This window comes from Exiguobacterium sp. RIT341, assembly GCF_000632205.1.
In the GTDB taxonomy this organism is placed as follows: Bacteria; Bacillota; Bacilli; order Exiguobacteriales; family Exiguobacteriaceae; genus Exiguobacterium_A.
This window is the reverse complement of the sequence record NZ_JFYW01000001.1, coordinates 1429725-1446457: the sequence shown is the minus strand read 5'-3', so window position 1 is coordinate 1446457 and position 16733 is coordinate 1429725. Positions and strand designations below refer to the sequence as shown.

Below are 16733 nucleotides of genomic sequence, written 5' to 3'. Positions count from 1 at the left end.
GCGGGGGTGAACAGCATGGAAAAATTATTGATTGCCAACCGTGGAGAAATTGCCGTCCGCATCATTCGAGCGGCAAAGGAACTTGGAATACAAACCGTTGCTGTCTACTCGACGGCGGATAAGGAAGCGTTACACGTTCGCTTAGCAGATGAGGCATATTGCATCGGTGAAGCAAGTTCTGCTTCATCCTACTTAAACGTTACGAACATCCTTGCGATCGCAACAAATCGTCAAGTCACGATGATCCACCCGGGTTATGGTTTCTTAGCTGAGAACGTCGATTTTGCCGAGATGTGTGAAGCGTGTGGGATTAAGTTCGTTGGTCCGACGTCGGATGCGATTCGTCAGATGGGGATCAAGGATGTCGCGAAAAAGACGATGATCGAATGCGGTGTACCCGTCGTGCCTGGTTCAGATGGAACGGTCACAGACGAAGAAGCGGTCGCGCTGGCGCAAGAAATCGGTTATCCGGTCATCATCAAAGCGACAGCAGGTGGCGGTGGTAAAGGGATTCGGGTCGCTCGTTCGGAAGAAGAGTTGATCAATGGTCTAAGTGAGACGCGCCGTGAAGCGAAACAAGCCTTCGGAAACGGAGACGTATACTTAGAGCGCTTCATCGAAGAATTCCGCCATGTTGAAGTACAGGTGCTTGCTGACCGTCATGGCAATGTCATTCACCTCGGGGAACGAGATTGTACCGTTCAGCGCCGGATGCAGAAACTGATTGAGGAAGCACCATCTCCTGCGGTCAGTGAAGCGACACGGTTGAAGATGGGAGAGGCTGCTGTAAAAGCAGCAAAAGCGATTCAGTATACAGGAGCTGGAACGATCGAATTCATCTTCGTCGAAGAGACGGAAGAATTCTTCTTCATGGAGATGAACACGCGCATTCAAGTGGAACATCCAGTAACGGAGATGATCACAGGATTCGATCTCGTTCAAGCACAACTCCAAGTCGCGCTCGATCATCCACTTGCCGTTAAACAAAAGGATATCAAGTTCCATGGTCATTCGATTGAGTGCCGGATCAATGCCGAAGATCCAGACCATGATTTCCGTCCGTCTGCTGGACGTGTCACACAATATGTGACACCGGGCGGAATGGGCGTGCGCATCGATAGCGCGGTCTATCCAGGGTATATGATTCCACCATACTATGACTCGATGGTTGCAAAGTTGATCGTTCATGCAGAAACACGGGAAGAAGCATGCGCGAAAATGGAACGTGCGCTAGCTGAATTTTGGATCGAAGGTGTTAAAACGACGATCCCGTTCCACGAACGGGTTCTCAGTCACCCGGTATTCCGTCGTGGTACATTTACGACGAAATTCGCAGAGCGTGAGTTAAAAGGTACGATCGTAAACTGAATCAGGACGGGAGTTTGTGCGACGAACTCCCGTCTTTTTTTGGCGTTCTCTATGTTTTTTAAAAGAGGAATGTGCTAAACTAACTGATTGAGAACGACAAAAAAAGGAGCACGCAAAATCATGATGAAACGACACATGGCACGCGAACTCGCAGTCCAATCTTTGTTCCAAATGGAACTTTCGGATCTGACTGCACAAGAGGCCATTGAATTCGCGGTAGAAGGTAAGGAATACGATACATTCGTCGAGCAATTGGTGAACGGTGTCGAAACGAACAAAGAAACAATTGATCAGCATATTCGAGAAGCACTCGTCAACTGGTCGTTCGAGCGACTTGGAAACATCGAGCGGACGATTCTTCGCTTAGCCGTCTATGAATTGTTGTTCGAAACGAACATTCCGGTTCGAGTAACGATTAACGAAGCCATCGAATTGACGAAGGCGTTCGCAGATGAAGAAGCAACGAAAATTGTGAACGGTGTTCTTGGTAAAGTGGCACAAGGCGTCGTCAAAGAAAATTCATAAACCGATTTAAAACCGAATAGAGACAAACAGACAGAAGAGTGAATCGAACTTTTTGGGGGAGTGGACAAATCATGGCAGTAGTAATCGATGGAAAACAGGTAGCCCATTCATATCGTATGAAGCTGAAAGAAGAAGTCGCACGTCTGAAAGAACAGCGGATTCAACCGCAATTGACTGTCATCTTGATTGGTGAAGATCCAGCTAGTCAATCTTATGTACGCGGAAAAGAGAAGGCAGCGAAGGAAATCGGAATGGATTCAGAGTTGATCCGACTTCCGGCAGAAACAACGGAATCAGAACTCCTTCATTTGATTGAACGCCTGAACGTAGATGCGAGTGTCCACGGGATTCTCGTTCAATTGCCGTTGCCAGACCATATTGATGAGAGCAAGGTCATTTTTGCGATTTCTCCTGAAAAGGACGTCGATGGCTTCCATCCTGTCTCTGTCGGGAAGATGATGATTGGTGAACCGACATTTTTACCATGTACACCAAATGGTATTCTCCATCTCGTAAAAGAGATGAATGTACCGATCGCGGGTCAGCACGTCGTTGTCGTCGGACGGAGTCAAATCGTCGGAAAACCCGTCGGTATGTTGTTCTTGAATGAATCGGCTACCGTTTCATACTGTCATTCAAAAACTGCAGACCTCGGTGCGATGACACGCCAAGCGGATATCTTGATCGTCGCAGTCGGTGTACCGAAGCTGATTACTGCAGATATGGTGAAACCGGATGCTGTCGTCATTGACGTCGGTGTCAACCGTGTCGATGGTAAACTCGTCGGTGATGTTGATTTTGATACGGTACAAGACGTTGCATCGATGATTACACCTGTTCCGGGTGGCGTTGGTCCAATGACGATCACGATGTTACTGCATAACACGATCGAGGCCGCGCAATGAGTGAACCTCTTCACGTTTCCGATTTAGTCCACTATGTCAAACGTGAACTAGAAGGTGACGCCCTTCTACAACAAGTCCAGGTGGTGGGAGAAGTGTCGAACTTTAAACGACACTCTTCCGGTCACCTTTATTTTACGTTGAAGGACGAACAGTCACGGATGAAAGCCGTCATGTTTGCTCGGGATGCGAGTCGGGTCAAGACAGACATACGCGACGGCATGCGTGTCGTCGTCACGGCACGCTTATCTGTCTACGTCTCTTCTGGAGAAATGCAACTCTATGTCGAACGGATGACGGAAGATGGTGTGGGCGCGTTATACGAGGCGTTTTCTCGCCTGAAAATGGATCTTGAAGAACGTGGTTGGTTTGATCCTGCGATCAAACAACCGTTGCCTGCTTTTCCGGATCGGATCGGGATCATCACATCGCCAAAAGGAGCGGCGCTTCATGACATTGCAACGACACTCCGGCGTCGTTATCCGCAAGCAGCCATCGTCTTCGCGCCGGTTCTTGTACAAGGAGCAGACGCGGCACCCCAAATCAGTCGTGCTATTCAACTGATGAACGAGCATGCTGCCTGTGATGTGTTGATCATTGGTCGTGGTGGCGGTTCGATCGAAGAGTTGTGGGCATTCAATGAAATGTCTGTCGTGACAGCCGTGTTTGAATCACGTATCCCAATCGTCTCTGCTGTCGGACATGAGACTGATTTTACGATCAGTGATTTCGTCGCCGACGTTCGTGCTGCTACACCAACAGCGGCGGCAGAACTTGTCACTCCGGAAGCAGAGGCACTCGTCCGTCGTGTCCAGGATGTAGAGCGACGTTTGGAACGAACGTATACACAACTCCTTAAGAGTAAACAGGAGCAAGTGACACGTCTAGCCGCGAGTTACGGTCTTAAATCGCCACGTGTTTTACTCGGACTAAAGCAGGAACAACTGGACCGGACGGAAATGTTGCTCCAAAAAGAGATGCAGTATATCGTGACTCAAAACCGACAGCAGGTGGAGCGTCTTCACACACGTTTAATGCGAATACCAGTACGTGATCGATTCGTACAACAACGAGCAACGATTGAACAGTCGCGTCGTCGACTCGAAATCGTGCGTCGGCTTTTGCAATCGAAACAACAACAAGTGCGTCATGTGCTCGCGCGACTCGACTCCGTCAGTCCGACGCATGTCCTGATGCGCGGCTATACGTATGTCGAACAGGATGGACAAATTGTTCGTTCCGCGAAGGCATTAACAGCGTCTTCGTTCGATATCCGATTCCATGATGGAACGATTCGTGCCAAACGAGAGGATGGGGAGTAAGGATGGAGACGGAACAATCTTTTGAAGAAGCACTAGAACGACTAGAAGAGATCGTCACGTTACTCGAAGAGGGCGAAGCTCCGCTAGAACAAGCGATGGCTCTTTATGAAGAGGGCGTCAAATTGACAGCTCTTTGCCAGGGAAAGTTATCAGTTGCTGAGAAAAAACTCGATCAGATCCTGGAGCAAGATGGTACGCTGCGGGAAAAAGGAGGAGCACAATGATTGCCTTGCATGAATGGAAGACACAAGTCGAAAACAAAATGGTAGAGTTCATGGAGCGACTCGATGCACCCGACCGTTTACGTGACTCAATGCGGTATTCACTTGATGCCGGTGGGAAACGGATTCGTCCGGCCTTGATTTATGCAGTACTCGATGCCTTTTCAATCGACCGCTCAAAAGGAGATGCTGCTGCTGCGGCACTTGAGATGATTCATACATATTCGCTGATTCATGATGACCTTCCGGCAATGGATGATGATGATCTCCGTAGAGGTCGTCCGACGAATCATATTGCTTTTGATGAAGCGACAGCGATTTTAGCAGGAGACGCATTGCTCACGAACGCATTCAGCTGCCTCCTTGAGACACCAGCTTCGCCAGAAGTGAAGCTTGCGCTCGTCGAACGATTAGCGGCGGCGGCAGGAGCTTCTGGTATGGTCGGTGGACAACTCGATGATATGCTCGGTGAGCGTGGTGGCATAAATGATGTAGCGGAGCTAGAATCGATTCATCGTCGAAAAACAGGAGCACTTCTCGTCTTTGCGGTCGAAGCAGGCGGGTTGCTCGCCGCGGTTAGTCCGACAGATCTTGAGCACCTGCATCAATATGGTCGCCATCTCGGCATTGCTTTTCAAATTCAAGATGACATCTTAGACGTGACAGGAGATGCTAAAAAAATCGGCAAGCCGGTTGGTAGCGATGAAGAAAATGAAAAAGCGACGTATCCGAAACTCCTCGGCCTTGAAGGTGCGAAACGTGCACTGACAGCTCAGGTAGAAGCAGCAGAACAAGCGATTGAAGCACTATCGGTCGAAGCGACGACACTTAAGGAACTGCTAGACTTCGTGGTCAAGCGTGACCATTAAGCAGGACGACGCATCGTGCGTCGTCTTTTTCTATGCTGACAATGGCGCTCGATAGATTGTTCTAGTACAATGTAGGGTACAAACCCTATAAGATTGTAAGGAAAAGAGGCGGTAAGGTATGAAATTGACAGAAATACAGGATCCGTCATTTTTAAAGCGTATGTCGGTCTCCGAACTCGAAGTTTTCGCAGGCGATATTCGACGCTTTTTGATTGAAGAATTAGCGACGACAGGTGGGCACTTGGCACCGAATCTTGGAGTCGTCGAGTTAACGCTTGCACTGCATCGTGAATTCGACAGTCCAAATGACAAGTTCGTCTGGGACGTCGGACACCAAGCCTATGTGCACAAGATTCTCACAGGACGCGCGAGCCAGTTTGATACGCTCCGTCAGCATAAAGGACTTTGTGGATTTCCGAAACGCAATGAAAGCGAGCATGACGTCTGGGAGACAGGGCATAGCTCGACGTCCTTGTCAGCAGCAATGGGGATTGCTGTTTCAAACGAATTGAGCGGTAAGGATGACCGCGCAGTCGCGATCATCGGTGACGGGGCGTTAACAGGCGGTATGGCCCTCGAAGCATTGAATCACATCGGAGCAGAGCAACAAAACGTCATCGTCATCTTAAATGATAACGAGATGTCGATTGCACCAAACGTCGGTGCGATGCATCAAATGCTAGGACGGATTCGTTCATCGCGAAAAGTACGTTTTGCGCAAGACGAGCTTGAAGCATTGATCAAAAAGATTCCGGTCATTGGCGGACGTTTGGAAAAAGGAAGCGAGAAATTGAAAGAAGCCGTCAAGGGAGCGCTCGTTCCTGGGATGTTCTTTGAAGAACTTGGTTTCAACTATTACGGTCCGGTCGATGGACACGATCTTAATGATTTGATCGAACAGCTCAATTACGTGAAAAAAGAAGAAGGTCCTGTCCTGCTTCATGTCATCACGAAAAAAGGGAAAGGCTATCGTCCGGCAGAGTTCGATGGTGTCGGCACATGGCACGGTCTTGGACCATACAAGATGGAGTCCGGCGAAGTCATCAAAGGAAAATCAAAAGCACCAAGTTATTCCTTTACGGTAGCGGATACCTTGACGAAGATGGCACGCGACGATGAAAAGCTGACGTTGATCACACCAGCTATGAGTGTTGGCTCAAAACTCGATTGTTTTGAAAAAGAATTCCCAGAGCGGATGTTTGACGTTGGGATCGCGGAACAACATGCTGTTACGTTCGCAGCTGGTCAAGCGACGCAAGGCATGAAACCCGTTGTATCAATCTACTCGACGTTCTTCCAGCGCGCATACGATCAACTCGTGCATGACGTGGCGCGTCAAAATCTGGACGTAACGTTTACGATTGACCGATCAGGTCTTGTTGGAGCAGATGGAGAGACACACCAAGGGGTCTTCGATATTGCTTTCATGCGCCACGTTCCGAATATTCGAATCGTCATGGCAAAGGATGAGAATGAACTACAGCACTTGCTCTATTCAGCTGTTAAATACGAAGGACCAATCGCCGTTCGTTTCCCGCGTGGCGAAGGACTTGGTGTACCAATGGATGAGACATTGCATGAAATTTCGCTCGATACGTGGGAAGTTGAACGTGAAGGAACAGATGTCGCCATCCTTGCATTCGGACCACAAGTGCAAGACGCGCTCAAAATCGCGGATCTCTTAGCAGGCGAATTATCAGTTCGTGTCATCAATGCCCGGACGATCAAACCGCTTGATGAGAAGATGCTGAACGCTCTTTACGCAGAGGGAATTCCACTTGTGACACTGGAAGAAGCCGTCCTAAAAGGTGGATTCGGATCAGCTGTCCTTGAGCATGCGAACGAGCAGGAAGCATTCCCACGCGTCAAACGCTTCGGTATTCCGGATTGGTATATCGAGCACGGCGGTGTGAATGAGTTGCTGGAAGAAATTGGACTATTACCTGGACAAATCGCAGAAGAAGTACGCGCTTTCGTCAATCAAGGAAAGAAACAGAGTGTGTGACGATTCATGGAAAATGTAAAGAAAATCCGCCTCGACGTTCTTCTCGTCGAGCGCGGTTTGTTTGAAACGCGTGAAAAAGCGAAACGGTCGATCATGGCTGGACTCGTCTTTAGTGGCACGGAACGATTGGAGAAGGCCGGTGAAAAGGTCAAGTCCGATATCGATTTGCACGTTAAAGGTCAGTTGATGCCTTACGTGGGGCGTGGTGGCTTTAAGATGGAAAAGGCACTTCAAGTATTCGATTTTGATGTCACGGGTAAAACAGGTCTCGATATCGGATCGTCGACAGGTGGTTTTACCGACTGCTCCTTACAAAATGGAGCAGCACATATGTATGCACTTGATGTCGGTTCCAATCAGCTGGACTGGAAGCTTCGCTCGGATGATCGCGTGACGGTGATGGAAAAAACGAACTTCCGGCATGCGACACCAGACATGTTCCCTGTCGCGCCGCAGTTTGCGACGATCGATGTCTCGTTCATTTCATTACGTTTGATGCTTCCGCCATTGAAGATGATCCTCGTTGAAGGAGGAGACGTCATGGCGCTCGTCAAACCGCAATTCGAAGCAGGTCGTGAGGATATCGGTAAAAAAGGCATCGTGCGTGATGAGCGGATTCATGTCCGAGTTCTCGATGAGATGATCGAATTCTTCATTCAACAAGGGTTCTATGTCAAGCAGCTCGACTATTCTCCGATTACCGGTGGAGAGGGCAACATTGAGTTCTTGTTGCATGCACGCCTTGGTCAACCAGGGCTTGATCCGTCCGTTCATGCGACGGAGACGGTCAAGCTAGCGCATGCTAGTCTTTAAACGAACAGATGATAACGAAGACGGATCCGGTTCATGGGTCCGTCTTCCTTGTTGTGTGGCACGATGAAAACCGGATAATAAAATGGGAAACGTGGACTTTTGATGATTTATTGGATTACAATAGTAACATCGAAGAATACTGTGAGGTGCAGGAATGACAAAGGGGCAACGGTTGATTAAGATTCGGGAGATCATCACCCAATCAGAAGTAGAAACCCAGGATGAATTGGTAGAGGAATTACGGAATGCAGGATATAAGGTGACACAGGCAACGGTATCACGAGATATCAAGGAACTCCATCTCGTGAAGGTCCCGTTGAATGATGGGCGTTATAAATATAGCTTACCCGCCGACCAACGCTTCAACCCACTCGGGAAATTGCGGCGTCTGCTCGGAGATAGCTTCATCTCGATTGATTCTGCTCAAAATCTGATTGTCATGCATGTCCTGCCGGGAAATGCGAATGCAGTCGCTGTTTTACTAGACCATTTGAGCTGGAGCGAACTGCTTGGAACGGTGTGTGGGGACGATACGATCCTATTGATTGCACGAAGTGAGGGACAAGCGAAAGAAGTGACGGAACGAATTTTAGAAATGCTGTAAGGAGTTGACAGGATGCTAGCTGAATTATCGATCAAACAATTTGCGATCATTGACGAGCTACAGATCGACTTTAAAAAAGGAATGACCGTCTTGACTGGGGAAACAGGTGCCGGTAAATCGATCGTTCTCGATGCGATCGGATTATTAATTGGTGGACGTGGATCCGCGGAATTCGTTCGATACGGGGAAGATCGGGCGGAACTAGAAGGATTGTTTCTGATTGAAGACGACCATCTCGTCTATGATCTTGCAGAAGAGTATGGCATCGATATCGAAGACGGATTGATCATCTTGCGACGTGATCTGTTCGCGACAGGAAAAAGTGTCTGTCGCGTCAACAATAAGCTGGTCACACTGACGATTTTACGTGAGTTCGGACGTGTCCTCGTCGATATGCACGGGCAACATGAACATCAGCATTTAATGGACAGTACGTACCATCAAGCGATTCTCGATGACTTCGCGCAAGAGGCGATCGCGCCACTCCTTCAAGCCTATCAGTCCGGTTATCAAACGTATGAAGAAAAACGGACGGCGCTACAATCGCTCGCACAAAGCGAGCAAGAACTCGCCCAACGGATCGACTTGTTATCGTTTCAGACCGAAGAGATCGAGGGCGCAAAACTTCGAGCACATGAGGAAGATGAGTTACTCGTCGAGCGGAATCGTCTTGCGAACTTCGAGAAGTTATATGCGTCATTGAAGACAGCCTATGACGCCTTACACGATGAGATGCGCGGCATCGATTCCGTTGGAGACGCGATGCGTGAACTACAACAAGCATCAAGCATCGACGAACAGTTTTCTCAGCAAAGTGACGCGATCGCAAGCGCCTTTTATGGACTAGAAGAAGTCGGTTATGCCATTCGAGATCAACTCGAAACACTTGAGTTCGATTCCAATCGACTCGATGAGATCGAACAACGTTTGTCCGTCTTCCAACAGCTGAAACGAAAATACGGAGCGACGATTGAGGAAGTCATCGCTTACGGTGAGAAAATTCGGATTGAACTTGATACGATGACAAATCGAGATGAACGAATTGAACGCTTAAAAACCGAAGTCGAACAGCTCGAAAGCGAATTGTTTGAAATTGGTGGTCGACTCTCACAACAGCGTCGCAAAGCGGCAGTTCAATTAAGTGAAGCGATTCATTTGGAGTTGCGTGAGCTTTACATGGAGAAGGCGCGGTTTGAAATTCGTTTTCTTCAAGACGGAAAGACACCGATGCTACGCAAGAACGGGATCGACCATGTGGAATTCTTCATCATGACGAATGCGGGAGAGCCATTCAAGTCGCTCGGAAAAGTTGCATCGGGCGGGGAATTATCTCGTATCATGCTTGGACTGAAGTCAATCTTCTCGCGCTCGGTCGGAGTCGCCTCAATCATATTCGATGAAGTCGATACGGGTGTTTCGGGTCGTGTTGCACAAGCGATGGCAGAAAAAATCTATCGTTTGTCGGTAGACGGACAAGTGCTTTGTATTACGCACTTACCACAAGTCGCTTCGATGGCGGATCAACATCTCTATATTCGAAAGATTGAGGAGACGGATCGTACGACGACCCAAGTCAACGTCTTGTCTCAAGCAGATCGAGGGAACGAACTTGGACGGATGATTTCCGGTGCCCATATGACGGATTTGACATTACGGCATGCCGAGGAATTGATGGATCAGGCGAAGACGATGAAAGAATCGCTTAAAAATGGGGTGTAAGGATTGATTAAAGTCGGGATAGCAGATGATAATCGCGAAATGGTCGAACTGATTCGCCAGCATATCTCTGCGCAAGAAGACATGGAAGTCGTTTGCGTCGCCTACAATGGCGAGAGTTGTCTCGAACGCATGAAAGAACATGAGGTGGATGTATTGCTCCTCGACATCATCATGCCTCATTTAGATGGGCTTGGTGTGCTCGAAGAATTGATGAAGAAAAAGAAGAATCCTGCTGTCATCATGTTGAGTGCTTTCGGTAAGGACGAGGTCTCACAACAGGCGGTCACCCTTGGAGCATCATACTTCTTACTTAAACCGTTCAGCATGGATCAGCTCGTTCAAAAAATTCGTCTCGTGACGAATCAAGGACAAGCTCCGGCGATCGAAACGATTGATCTAAAAGTCGGCTCGACGCTTCGAGAAGTGGGGATCGCTCCGCATATCAAAGGGTTTACGTATTTGAAAGACGCTGTCTTAATGGTGCTTGAAAGGGAAGATCTACTCGGATTGATCACAAAGGAACTCTATCCGACGATTGCGAAAAAACATCAAACAACAGCTTCTCGCGTCGAACGAGCGATGCGTCATGCCATCAAGTCCGCCTGGAACGAAGGAATGCAGCAACACGAGTTGTTTAACGGTCGGATCGAACAAGAGAAGAGTCCAAAGAACTCGGAATTCATCTCGTATGTATCGAGTCATATGAATCAAGAACAATCCGGTTGAAGCCATATACCGTCTAATTCATAAAAGGCGCCAGACTGAAGATAAAGTGCAGTTTTTCTCTTGACGAGAAAGATTGCACTTTTTTTGTCCATCTCGAATCGCTACGCTTCTTTCCTCTTTCTTTCTGGTAAAAGGCAGAATCTAAACGATAACGGTTTATATTTGATTCTTATTTCGTTCATAGCGAATGATTGACACTCCGTTATCAAACGTGTGTTGATCCATGACGTTCCAAGTGAGGGGAACCATTCTTTGATCGGGAAAGAGACGCTTACCGGAACCGATGATGACAGGATAATGGATCAAGCGAAGCTCATCGATCAAATCCGCTTGATAAAGTGTATGAACGAGTTCACTACTGCCCCAGATATGAAACGGTGGGCCATCCTGTTGTTTCAAAAGCTTTAGTTCAGAAGTCGGATGCTTCAAACAAGTTGTCGGCTGCCAAAGGACAGGTAGTGCATGACGCGTGGCGACATACTTCATGGCATGATCGGCAATCGGCCAGACATCTGAGTGGAGTGGCCAATAACTTGCCCATTGTTCGTAAGTCGCACGACCGAGCAACAGAGAGCAGTCCTCATGCATCCATCCGCGAATGACTTGACCGATCTCAGGATGTTGAAAAGGAACGGTCCAGCCACCATGTTCGAAATCGTTGCTTACATCCTCCTCCTTTCCACTCGGTGCTTGAACGACACCATCTAAAGATAGATGTTCGAATACGATGATTTTTCGCATACAAGATCTCCTTTCGAATGCACTCTTTCTACAGCATACCGTAGAGGTCAAAAAAAATAAAAGCGTTTGCAAATAAATATTGCATAAACTGAAATGTTTGTTATAATAAAGGTACCAAATGATTTGGCAAGACGTCAGATGAACGTCGAGTCGGCGAGGACTCCGGAAATCCCGTTGATGAATATCATCTCAGAACGCCAACTGTAAATGGCTCAAGAATGCCGGACGACATTCTCTTGGTAGAAGTCGTACCAAGGTATCTTGTTCATTCTAGATGGGAAATCTCGAATGAATGGGAGCTTCCATGATTTCGAAGCTAGGGAAAAGTGGAAGGTAACGGATCGTCTAAAATGAAAAGTACAGTTCGTGAAAAGGAGTGTTGTCTAGCAGTGATTGTTAGCAACCGAATGTTTGACTGCTTCAAGCGGATGACATTACGCTCCACCTAGGTCCCGAGTACAGTCAGATGATGGAACTGAAATACCATTCTATCGTTAGCTCGATAGCCAGATCTGATTTCTTTCCACCTCTTCATTAAGAGGAACACCTAAGGTTTTGGAGTACACGAATAGTTCTAACTATGAGAGGAGTTCATCCGTAAGTGAAACCAATTTTATACGAGTAAAAGGTCCCGCGCTTGAAATGAGTTCAAGAGATGGGGACCTTTTTCTGTGTTTATTTTTTTTGATAGCGGTCGGAGACTTTTCCACGTTTTCGATCGCGATAAAAGACATATCCTGCGACAAATCCAATACCACCCATCGCAAGAATCAACCCAACGAGACCTTGCAATACATATACGTAAGCCGCATCGCCTAAGTATTTAAACGGCACTTGCGCAATTAGAAAGACACTGTCGCGCATGAGCTTAATACCAATCGCGCCGATGATGCCGGGGATTAATAATGAGAGCAAACCAATGATACGCATAGGACGCCACTCCTTTCCAAGCGTATTGTATCAAAAAATCGATCGTTCTGCGAATCGGGTTTGCTTCCCTTTTTTATTCCGAGTAGGATAGAAATGTAAGCAGTTTCAAAGGGGGAATTTATATGCATCATCTACTCGTCGTCGGAGCAGGTCAAGGGGGAACAGAGGTCTTGCACGCATTTCAACGTTCACCACTATTAACGGTCATCGGTCTTGTTGATCCAAACATGGAGGCGCCTGGGGTAGCGCTTGCACGGCGCGCGGACATTCGGATCGAAACGAACTGGTCAGCATTCGAAGGAGCAGACGTCGATTTCATCATTGACGCTACGGGAGAAAGTGGCGTACTCGAACAATTAATCCATGATTTTCCGGGAGCGGCGGTCTTACCGGGTGAATTCGTCAGAGTGTTACTTGAGCGTCTGACTGAAAAAGAGAAAATGCTCGAAGCAATCATTCATTGTACGAGCGAAGCGATTTCCGTCGCCGATCAAGACGGACAGACGATGCTGATTAATCCGGCGTATACGCGAATGACCGGTTTCACAGAACGAGATGTCGTCGGAAAACCGGCTAGCGCCGATATCGGGATGCAAGAATCCGTTCATTTGAAAGTCTTGAATACAGGCGAGAACGTGCGAGATGTTCGTATGAAGATCGGACAAGATCAACGCGATATCATCGTCAACGCAGCACCTGTCATCGTCGATGGACAAGTCCGCGGTTCCGTTGGGGTCATTCGAGATATTTCGGAAATGAAGGCTCTAGCAAAAGAATTAAAGGCAGCGCGACAAAAAATCCGGACACTCGAAGCTAAATATACATTCGATGATATCATCGCCGAGAGTGAAGCAATGCGCTTCGTCGTCGATCAAGCGAAGCTTGCGGCAACGATGCCAGTCAACGTCTTGATTCGCGGTGAATCCGGAACCGGTAAAGAACTGTTCGCACATGCGATCCATGCAGCGAGCGAACGCAAATATGAACAATTCGTCCGCGTCAACTGTGCGGCGATTGCACCGACGTTACTCGAAAGTGAACTATTCGGGTACGAGGAAGGCGCGTTCTCAGGAGCGCGGCGCGGCGGGAAACGGGGATACTTCGAAGAAGCACACGGAGGTTCGCTATTCTTAGATGAGATCGGCGAATTGCCACTCGACGTCCAAGCCAAACTGTTACGGGTGTTACAGGAAAATGAAGTCGTCCGTGTCGGTGGCACGAAGGCGATTCCGGTTGATGTCCGCATCATCGCGGCGACGAATGCCAATCTCGAACAAAAAATCATCATGAATGAGTTCCGAGAAGATCTTTATTACCGGATTAATCGTTTACCGATTCACATACCGGCACTACGTGAGCGTCCGGATGATATCGCACCGTTAACCTTACACCTACTCCGCAAATTGAATCAAAGTTATGGACGATCGGTCGGACGGATCTCGGATGATGTACTCGAAGCAATGAAGAAGCAACCGTGGAAAGGAAACGTCCGCGAGCTTGAAAATGTCATCGGTCGCGCATTGATTTTTACGGATAAAACAGAAACGGTCTTACGAAAAGGACATCTTCAACTTGTCGTGCCACAAACAACAAAAGTCACGACGAGACAGAAAAAGGAAATCAAACATTTATCCGACGAGATGTCTCACGTCGAAGAACGATTGATCCGGGAAGCGCTTACTGCTTTTAATGGCAACAAAACAGAAGCCGCAAAACAACTTGGGATTTCTCTCCGGGCACTTTATTACAAAGTGGAACGATTTAACATTTATTCATGAAGCGCAAATTTTTGCGTGCAATATATTGCAAAAAATGCAAAAGCGTGCAAAATTAAAGACGTTCTTGCTTATCCTACCGTCTCTTTTGAATTGGCACGAAAATTGCTATTACTATTTATGTATGACAGGTAAAGGGGGGAATACAGTGAGATTCAGTGAAATGGTCGAGCAGGCAGCTCGACTCGAAGATTCCGTCGTTGCGATTGCAGCTGCGGATGACGAAGAAGTGATGGATGCTGTCGCATTAGCAATTGAAAACGATTTAGCGCGTTTTCATTTGTTCGGGGATGCGACACGGATTCAACAGATGATTCAAAAACGGACATTACGAGAGTCGCAGTTCGTGATCACCCACACCTCTACATCGCAAGAAGCGGCAGAGCGTGCCGCTCATGCCGTTCGCAAAGGGGATGCGAGCGTCTTGATGAAAGGTCTTGTTCCGACAGCGATGTTCATGAAAGCTGTCTTGAACAAAGAAACGGGTCTGCGTTCTGGAAATGTCCTGTCGCATGTCGCGTTGTTCGAAGTGCCAGGGCGTGAATCAGCGATCGGATTGACCGATGCAGCGATTCATATCCAACCGACACTCGAAGATAAGGTAAAAATTATCGAAAACGGTGTCTCCGCCTTACGAGCGCTTGGATACGGATTACCGAAAGTCGCAGTCTTAGCAGCCGTCGAAGTCGTCAATCCGACGATGCAGGCAACGATAGACGCTGCCCTACTGACGCAAATGAACCGACGTGGTCAAATCAAGGATTGCCTTGTAGACGGACCACTTGCGCTCGACAATGCCGTGAATCTCGTCGCTGCCCAGCAAAAAGGCTTGACGGGAGACGTAGCAGGGCAGGCGGATTTACTCGTCGTTCCGCAAATCGAAGTTGGGAACGTTATCTACAAATCGCTCATGTATTTCGCACATGCCTCGGTGGCGGCGATTCTCGTCGGAGCGCGGGCTCCAGTTGTATTGACAAGCCGCGCCGATACAGCAGAAGCAAAAATGTACTCACTAGCCTTTGCGCTATTAAATGCTCAACAGACGAAAAAAGTAAAACAAACAATCTGAGGAGGAACTTAAAATGGTCGAAACAAATGTAGAAGCACGCTTCAGTATCTTTGAAACAATGGAGATGGAAGATTACGAACAAGTTGTTTTTTGCCACGATAAAGTATCTGGATTAAAAGCAATCATCGCGATTCATGACACGACACTCGGACCGGCACTCGGTGGACTTCGTATGTGGAATTATGCATCTGATGAAGAGGCATTGATTGATGCGCTCCGTTTATCAAAAGGGATGACGTATAAGAATGCAGCCGCTGGTTTGAACCTTGGTGGTGGCAAAGCTGTCATCATCGGCGATGCGAAGACACAAAAATCAGAAGCACTCTTCCGGGCATTCGGACGTTACGTCCAGTCACTGAACGGTCGTTATATTACAGCAGAAGATGTCAATACAACGGTTGCAGACATGGATTATATCCATATGGAGACAGATTTCGTCACTGGTGTCAGCCCAGCATTCGGATCAAGTGGTAACCCATCACCGGTTACGGCATACGGTGTCTACCGTGGCATGAAAGCAGCGGCAAAAGAAGTGTACGGAACAGATTCACTTGGTGGCAAAACGATTGCGATCCAAGGTGTCGGTAACGTTGCCTTCAATCTATGCCGTCATTTGCATGAAGAAGGGGCGAAACTGATCGTCACGGACATCAATCAAGAAGCACTGCAACGTGCAGAAGAAGCATTCGGTGCCTTGATCGTCGCACCAGAAGACATTTATAGCGTCGAAGCGGACATCTTTGCGCCATGTGCCCTCGGTGCGACATTAAACGACGAGACGATTCCACAATTGAAAGTCAAAATCATCGCTGGTGCGGCAAATAACCAACTTAAAGAAGACCGTCACGGTGACATGCTCGAAGAACGCGATATCTTATACGTACCAGACTTCGTCATCAATGCGGGTGGTGTCATCAACGTTGCCGATGAACTCGACGGATACAACCGTGATCGTGCCATGAAAAAAGTTGAACTCGTCTACGACGCGGTCACAAAAGTATTCGAGATCGCAAAACGCGATCATTTACCGACATATCGTGCTGCTGAGAAAATGGCAGAAGAGCGTATCGCAACGATGCGTAGTGCCCGCAGCCAATTCTTACGTCGTGATAAAAACATTCTAGGATCACGCGGCTGATCAGAG

Annotated in this window: 16 protein-coding genes; 14 read left to right on the top strand and 2 right to left on the bottom strand. The window is 47.9% G+C overall.

Features of this window, described 5'->3' with window-relative positions; translation table 11 throughout:
* Window positions 1-15 precede the first annotated feature (15 nt).
* The 11 genes from accC to spo0A all read left to right on the top strand — a co-directional run bounded on the left by accC (window position 16) and on the right by spo0A (window position 11074).
* Window positions 16-1368 carry an acetyl-CoA carboxylase biotin carboxylase subunit gene (gene accC, locus BW42_RS07560; protein WP_035409099.1) on the top strand — a complete coding sequence of 451 codons (1353 nt, stop codon included), beginning with the start codon at window positions 16-18 and terminating at the stop codon, window positions 1366-1368.
* A gap of 123 nt (window positions 1369-1491) precedes the next feature.
* Entirely contained in the window at window positions 1492-1893 is a 402-nt protein-coding gene (nusB, locus tag BW42_RS07555) for a transcription antitermination factor NusB (RefSeq protein WP_035409747.1), read from the top strand.
* Between the two features lie 71 nt (window positions 1894-1964).
* Window positions 1965-2798 carry a bifunctional methylenetetrahydrofolate dehydrogenase/methenyltetrahydrofolate cyclohydrolase FolD gene (gene folD / locus BW42_RS07550; protein WP_081780391.1) on the top strand — a complete coding sequence of 278 codons (834 nt, stop codon included), beginning with the start codon at window positions 1965-1967 and terminating at the stop codon, window positions 2796-2798.
* Window positions 2795-4117, top strand: a complete 1323-nt coding sequence (xseA, locus tag BW42_RS07545; protein WP_035409097.1) for an exodeoxyribonuclease VII large subunit — start codon at window positions 2795-2797, stop codon at window positions 4115-4117. Before folD ends, xseA begins: the two co-directional genes overlap by 4 nt.
* A 2-nt stretch (window positions 4118-4119) precedes the next feature.
* Entirely contained in the window at window positions 4120-4341 is a 222-nt protein-coding gene (gene xseB / locus BW42_RS07540; protein WP_023467583.1) for an exodeoxyribonuclease VII small subunit, read from the top strand.
* The gene (locus tag BW42_RS07535) at window positions 4338-5207 is read left to right on the top strand and encodes a polyprenyl synthetase family protein (protein ID WP_035409095.1); all 870 of its coding nucleotides are present in this window, start codon (window positions 4338-4340) and stop codon (window positions 5205-5207) included. The genes xseB and BW42_RS07535 overlap by 4 nt, the downstream gene beginning before the upstream one ends.
* A gap of 118 nt (window positions 5208-5325) precedes the next feature.
* On the top strand, window positions 5326-7212 hold the full coding sequence (gene dxs / locus BW42_RS07530; protein ID WP_035409092.1) for a 1-deoxy-D-xylulose-5-phosphate synthase: 1887 nt from the start codon (window positions 5326-5328) through the stop codon (window positions 7210-7212).
* A gap of 6 nt (window positions 7213-7218) precedes the next feature.
* Window positions 7219-8025 (top strand): TlyA family RNA methyltransferase, encoded by an 807-nt coding sequence (locus BW42_RS07525; protein ID WP_035409090.1) that lies wholly within the window; start codon window positions 7219-7221, stop codon window positions 8023-8025.
* Between the two features lie 154 nt (window positions 8026-8179).
* The gene (ahrC, locus tag BW42_RS07520; protein ID WP_035409088.1) at window positions 8180-8629 is read left to right on the top strand and encodes a transcriptional regulator AhrC/ArgR; all 450 of its coding nucleotides are present in this window, start codon (window positions 8180-8182) and stop codon (window positions 8627-8629) included.
* Between the two features lie 12 nt (window positions 8630-8641).
* Complete coding sequence (gene recN / locus BW42_RS07515; protein ID WP_035409085.1) at window positions 8642-10348, top strand: DNA repair protein RecN; 1707 nt, start codon at window positions 8642-8644, stop codon at window positions 10346-10348.
* Between the two features lie 3 nt (window positions 10349-10351).
* Complete coding sequence (gene spo0A / locus BW42_RS07510) at window positions 10352-11074, top strand: sporulation transcription factor Spo0A (protein ID WP_035409083.1); 723 nt, start codon at window positions 10352-10354, stop codon at window positions 11072-11074.
* Window positions 11075-11230: 156 nt separating this feature from the next.
* Here spo0A and BW42_RS07505 read toward each other — a convergent pair whose 3' ends face one another.
* Together BW42_RS07505 and BW42_RS07500 are read right to left on the bottom strand one after the other, a co-directional pair.
* Complete coding sequence (locus tag BW42_RS07505) at window positions 11231-11815, bottom strand: dihydrofolate reductase family protein (protein ID WP_035409081.1); 585 nt, start codon at window positions 11813-11815, stop codon at window positions 11231-11233.
* 675 nt (window positions 11816-12490) lie between these two features.
* On the bottom strand, window positions 12491-12745 hold the full coding sequence (locus tag BW42_RS07500; RefSeq protein WP_023467590.1) for a DUF2627 family protein: 255 nt from the start codon (window positions 12743-12745) through the stop codon (window positions 12491-12493).
* Window positions 12746-12867: 122 nt separating this feature from the next.
* Here BW42_RS07500 and BW42_RS07495 point away from each other — a divergent pair, with 122 nt between their 5' ends.
* The 3 genes from BW42_RS07495 (at window position 12868) to BW42_RS07485 (ending at window position 16727) form a co-directional block, all read left to right on the top strand.
* On the top strand, window positions 12868-14523 hold the full coding sequence (locus BW42_RS07495; protein ID WP_035409079.1) for a sigma-54-dependent Fis family transcriptional regulator: 1656 nt from the start codon (window positions 12868-12870) through the stop codon (window positions 14521-14523).
* A 145-nt stretch (window positions 14524-14668) separates the two neighbouring features.
* Entirely contained in the window at window positions 14669-15589 is a 921-nt protein-coding gene (yqiS, locus tag BW42_RS07490) for a phosphate butyryltransferase (RefSeq protein ID WP_035409077.1), read from the top strand.
* A 13-nt stretch (window positions 15590-15602) separates the two neighbouring features.
* Entirely contained in the window at window positions 15603-16727 is a 1125-nt protein-coding gene (locus BW42_RS07485) for a Glu/Leu/Phe/Val dehydrogenase (RefSeq protein ID WP_035409075.1), read from the top strand.
* The last annotated feature ends 6 nt before the right edge of the window (window positions 16728-16733 follow it).

Excerpts from the sequence above, each read along its gene's own strand:
- accC (WP_035409099.1), top strand. The coding sequence starts at position 16 with ATGGAAAAATTATTGATTGCCAACCGTGGAGAAATTGCCGTCCGCATC.
- nusB (WP_035409747.1), top strand. The coding sequence starts at position 1,492 with ATGAAACGACACATGGCACGCGAACTCGCAGTCCAATCTTTGTTCCAA.
- folD (WP_081780391.1), top strand. The coding sequence starts at position 1,965 with ATGGCAGTAGTAATCGATGGAAAACAGGTAGCCCATTCATATCGTATG.
- xseA (WP_035409097.1), top strand. The coding sequence starts at position 2,795 with ATGAGTGAACCTCTTCACGTTTCCGATTTAGTCCACTATGTCAAACGT.
- xseB (WP_023467583.1), top strand. The coding sequence starts at position 4,120 with ATGGAGACGGAACAATCTTTTGAAGAAGCACTAGAACGACTAGAAGAG.
- BW42_RS07535 (WP_035409095.1), top strand. The coding sequence starts at position 4,338 with ATGATTGCCTTGCATGAATGGAAGACACAAGTCGAAAACAAAATGGTA.
- dxs (WP_035409092.1), top strand. The coding sequence starts at position 5,326 with ATGAAATTGACAGAAATACAGGATCCGTCATTTTTAAAGCGTATGTCG.
- BW42_RS07525 (WP_035409090.1), top strand. The coding sequence starts at position 7,219 with ATGGAAAATGTAAAGAAAATCCGCCTCGACGTTCTTCTCGTCGAGCGC.
- ahrC (WP_035409088.1), top strand. The coding sequence starts at position 8,180 with ATGACAAAGGGGCAACGGTTGATTAAGATTCGGGAGATCATCACCCAA.
- recN (WP_035409085.1), top strand. The coding sequence starts at position 8,642 with ATGCTAGCTGAATTATCGATCAAACAATTTGCGATCATTGACGAGCTA.
- BW42_RS07505 (WP_035409081.1), bottom strand. The coding sequence starts at position 11,815 with ATGCGAAAAATCATCGTATTCGAACATCTATCTTTAGATGGTGTCGTT.
- BW42_RS07500 (WP_023467590.1), bottom strand. The coding sequence starts at position 12,745 with ATGCGTATCATTGGTTTGCTCTCATTATTAATCCCCGGCATCATCGGC.
- BW42_RS07495 (WP_035409079.1), top strand. The coding sequence starts at position 12,868 with ATGCATCATCTACTCGTCGTCGGAGCAGGTCAAGGGGGAACAGAGGTC.
- BW42_RS07485 (WP_035409075.1), top strand. The coding sequence starts at position 15,603 with ATGGTCGAAACAAATGTAGAAGCACGCTTCAGTATCTTTGAAACAATG.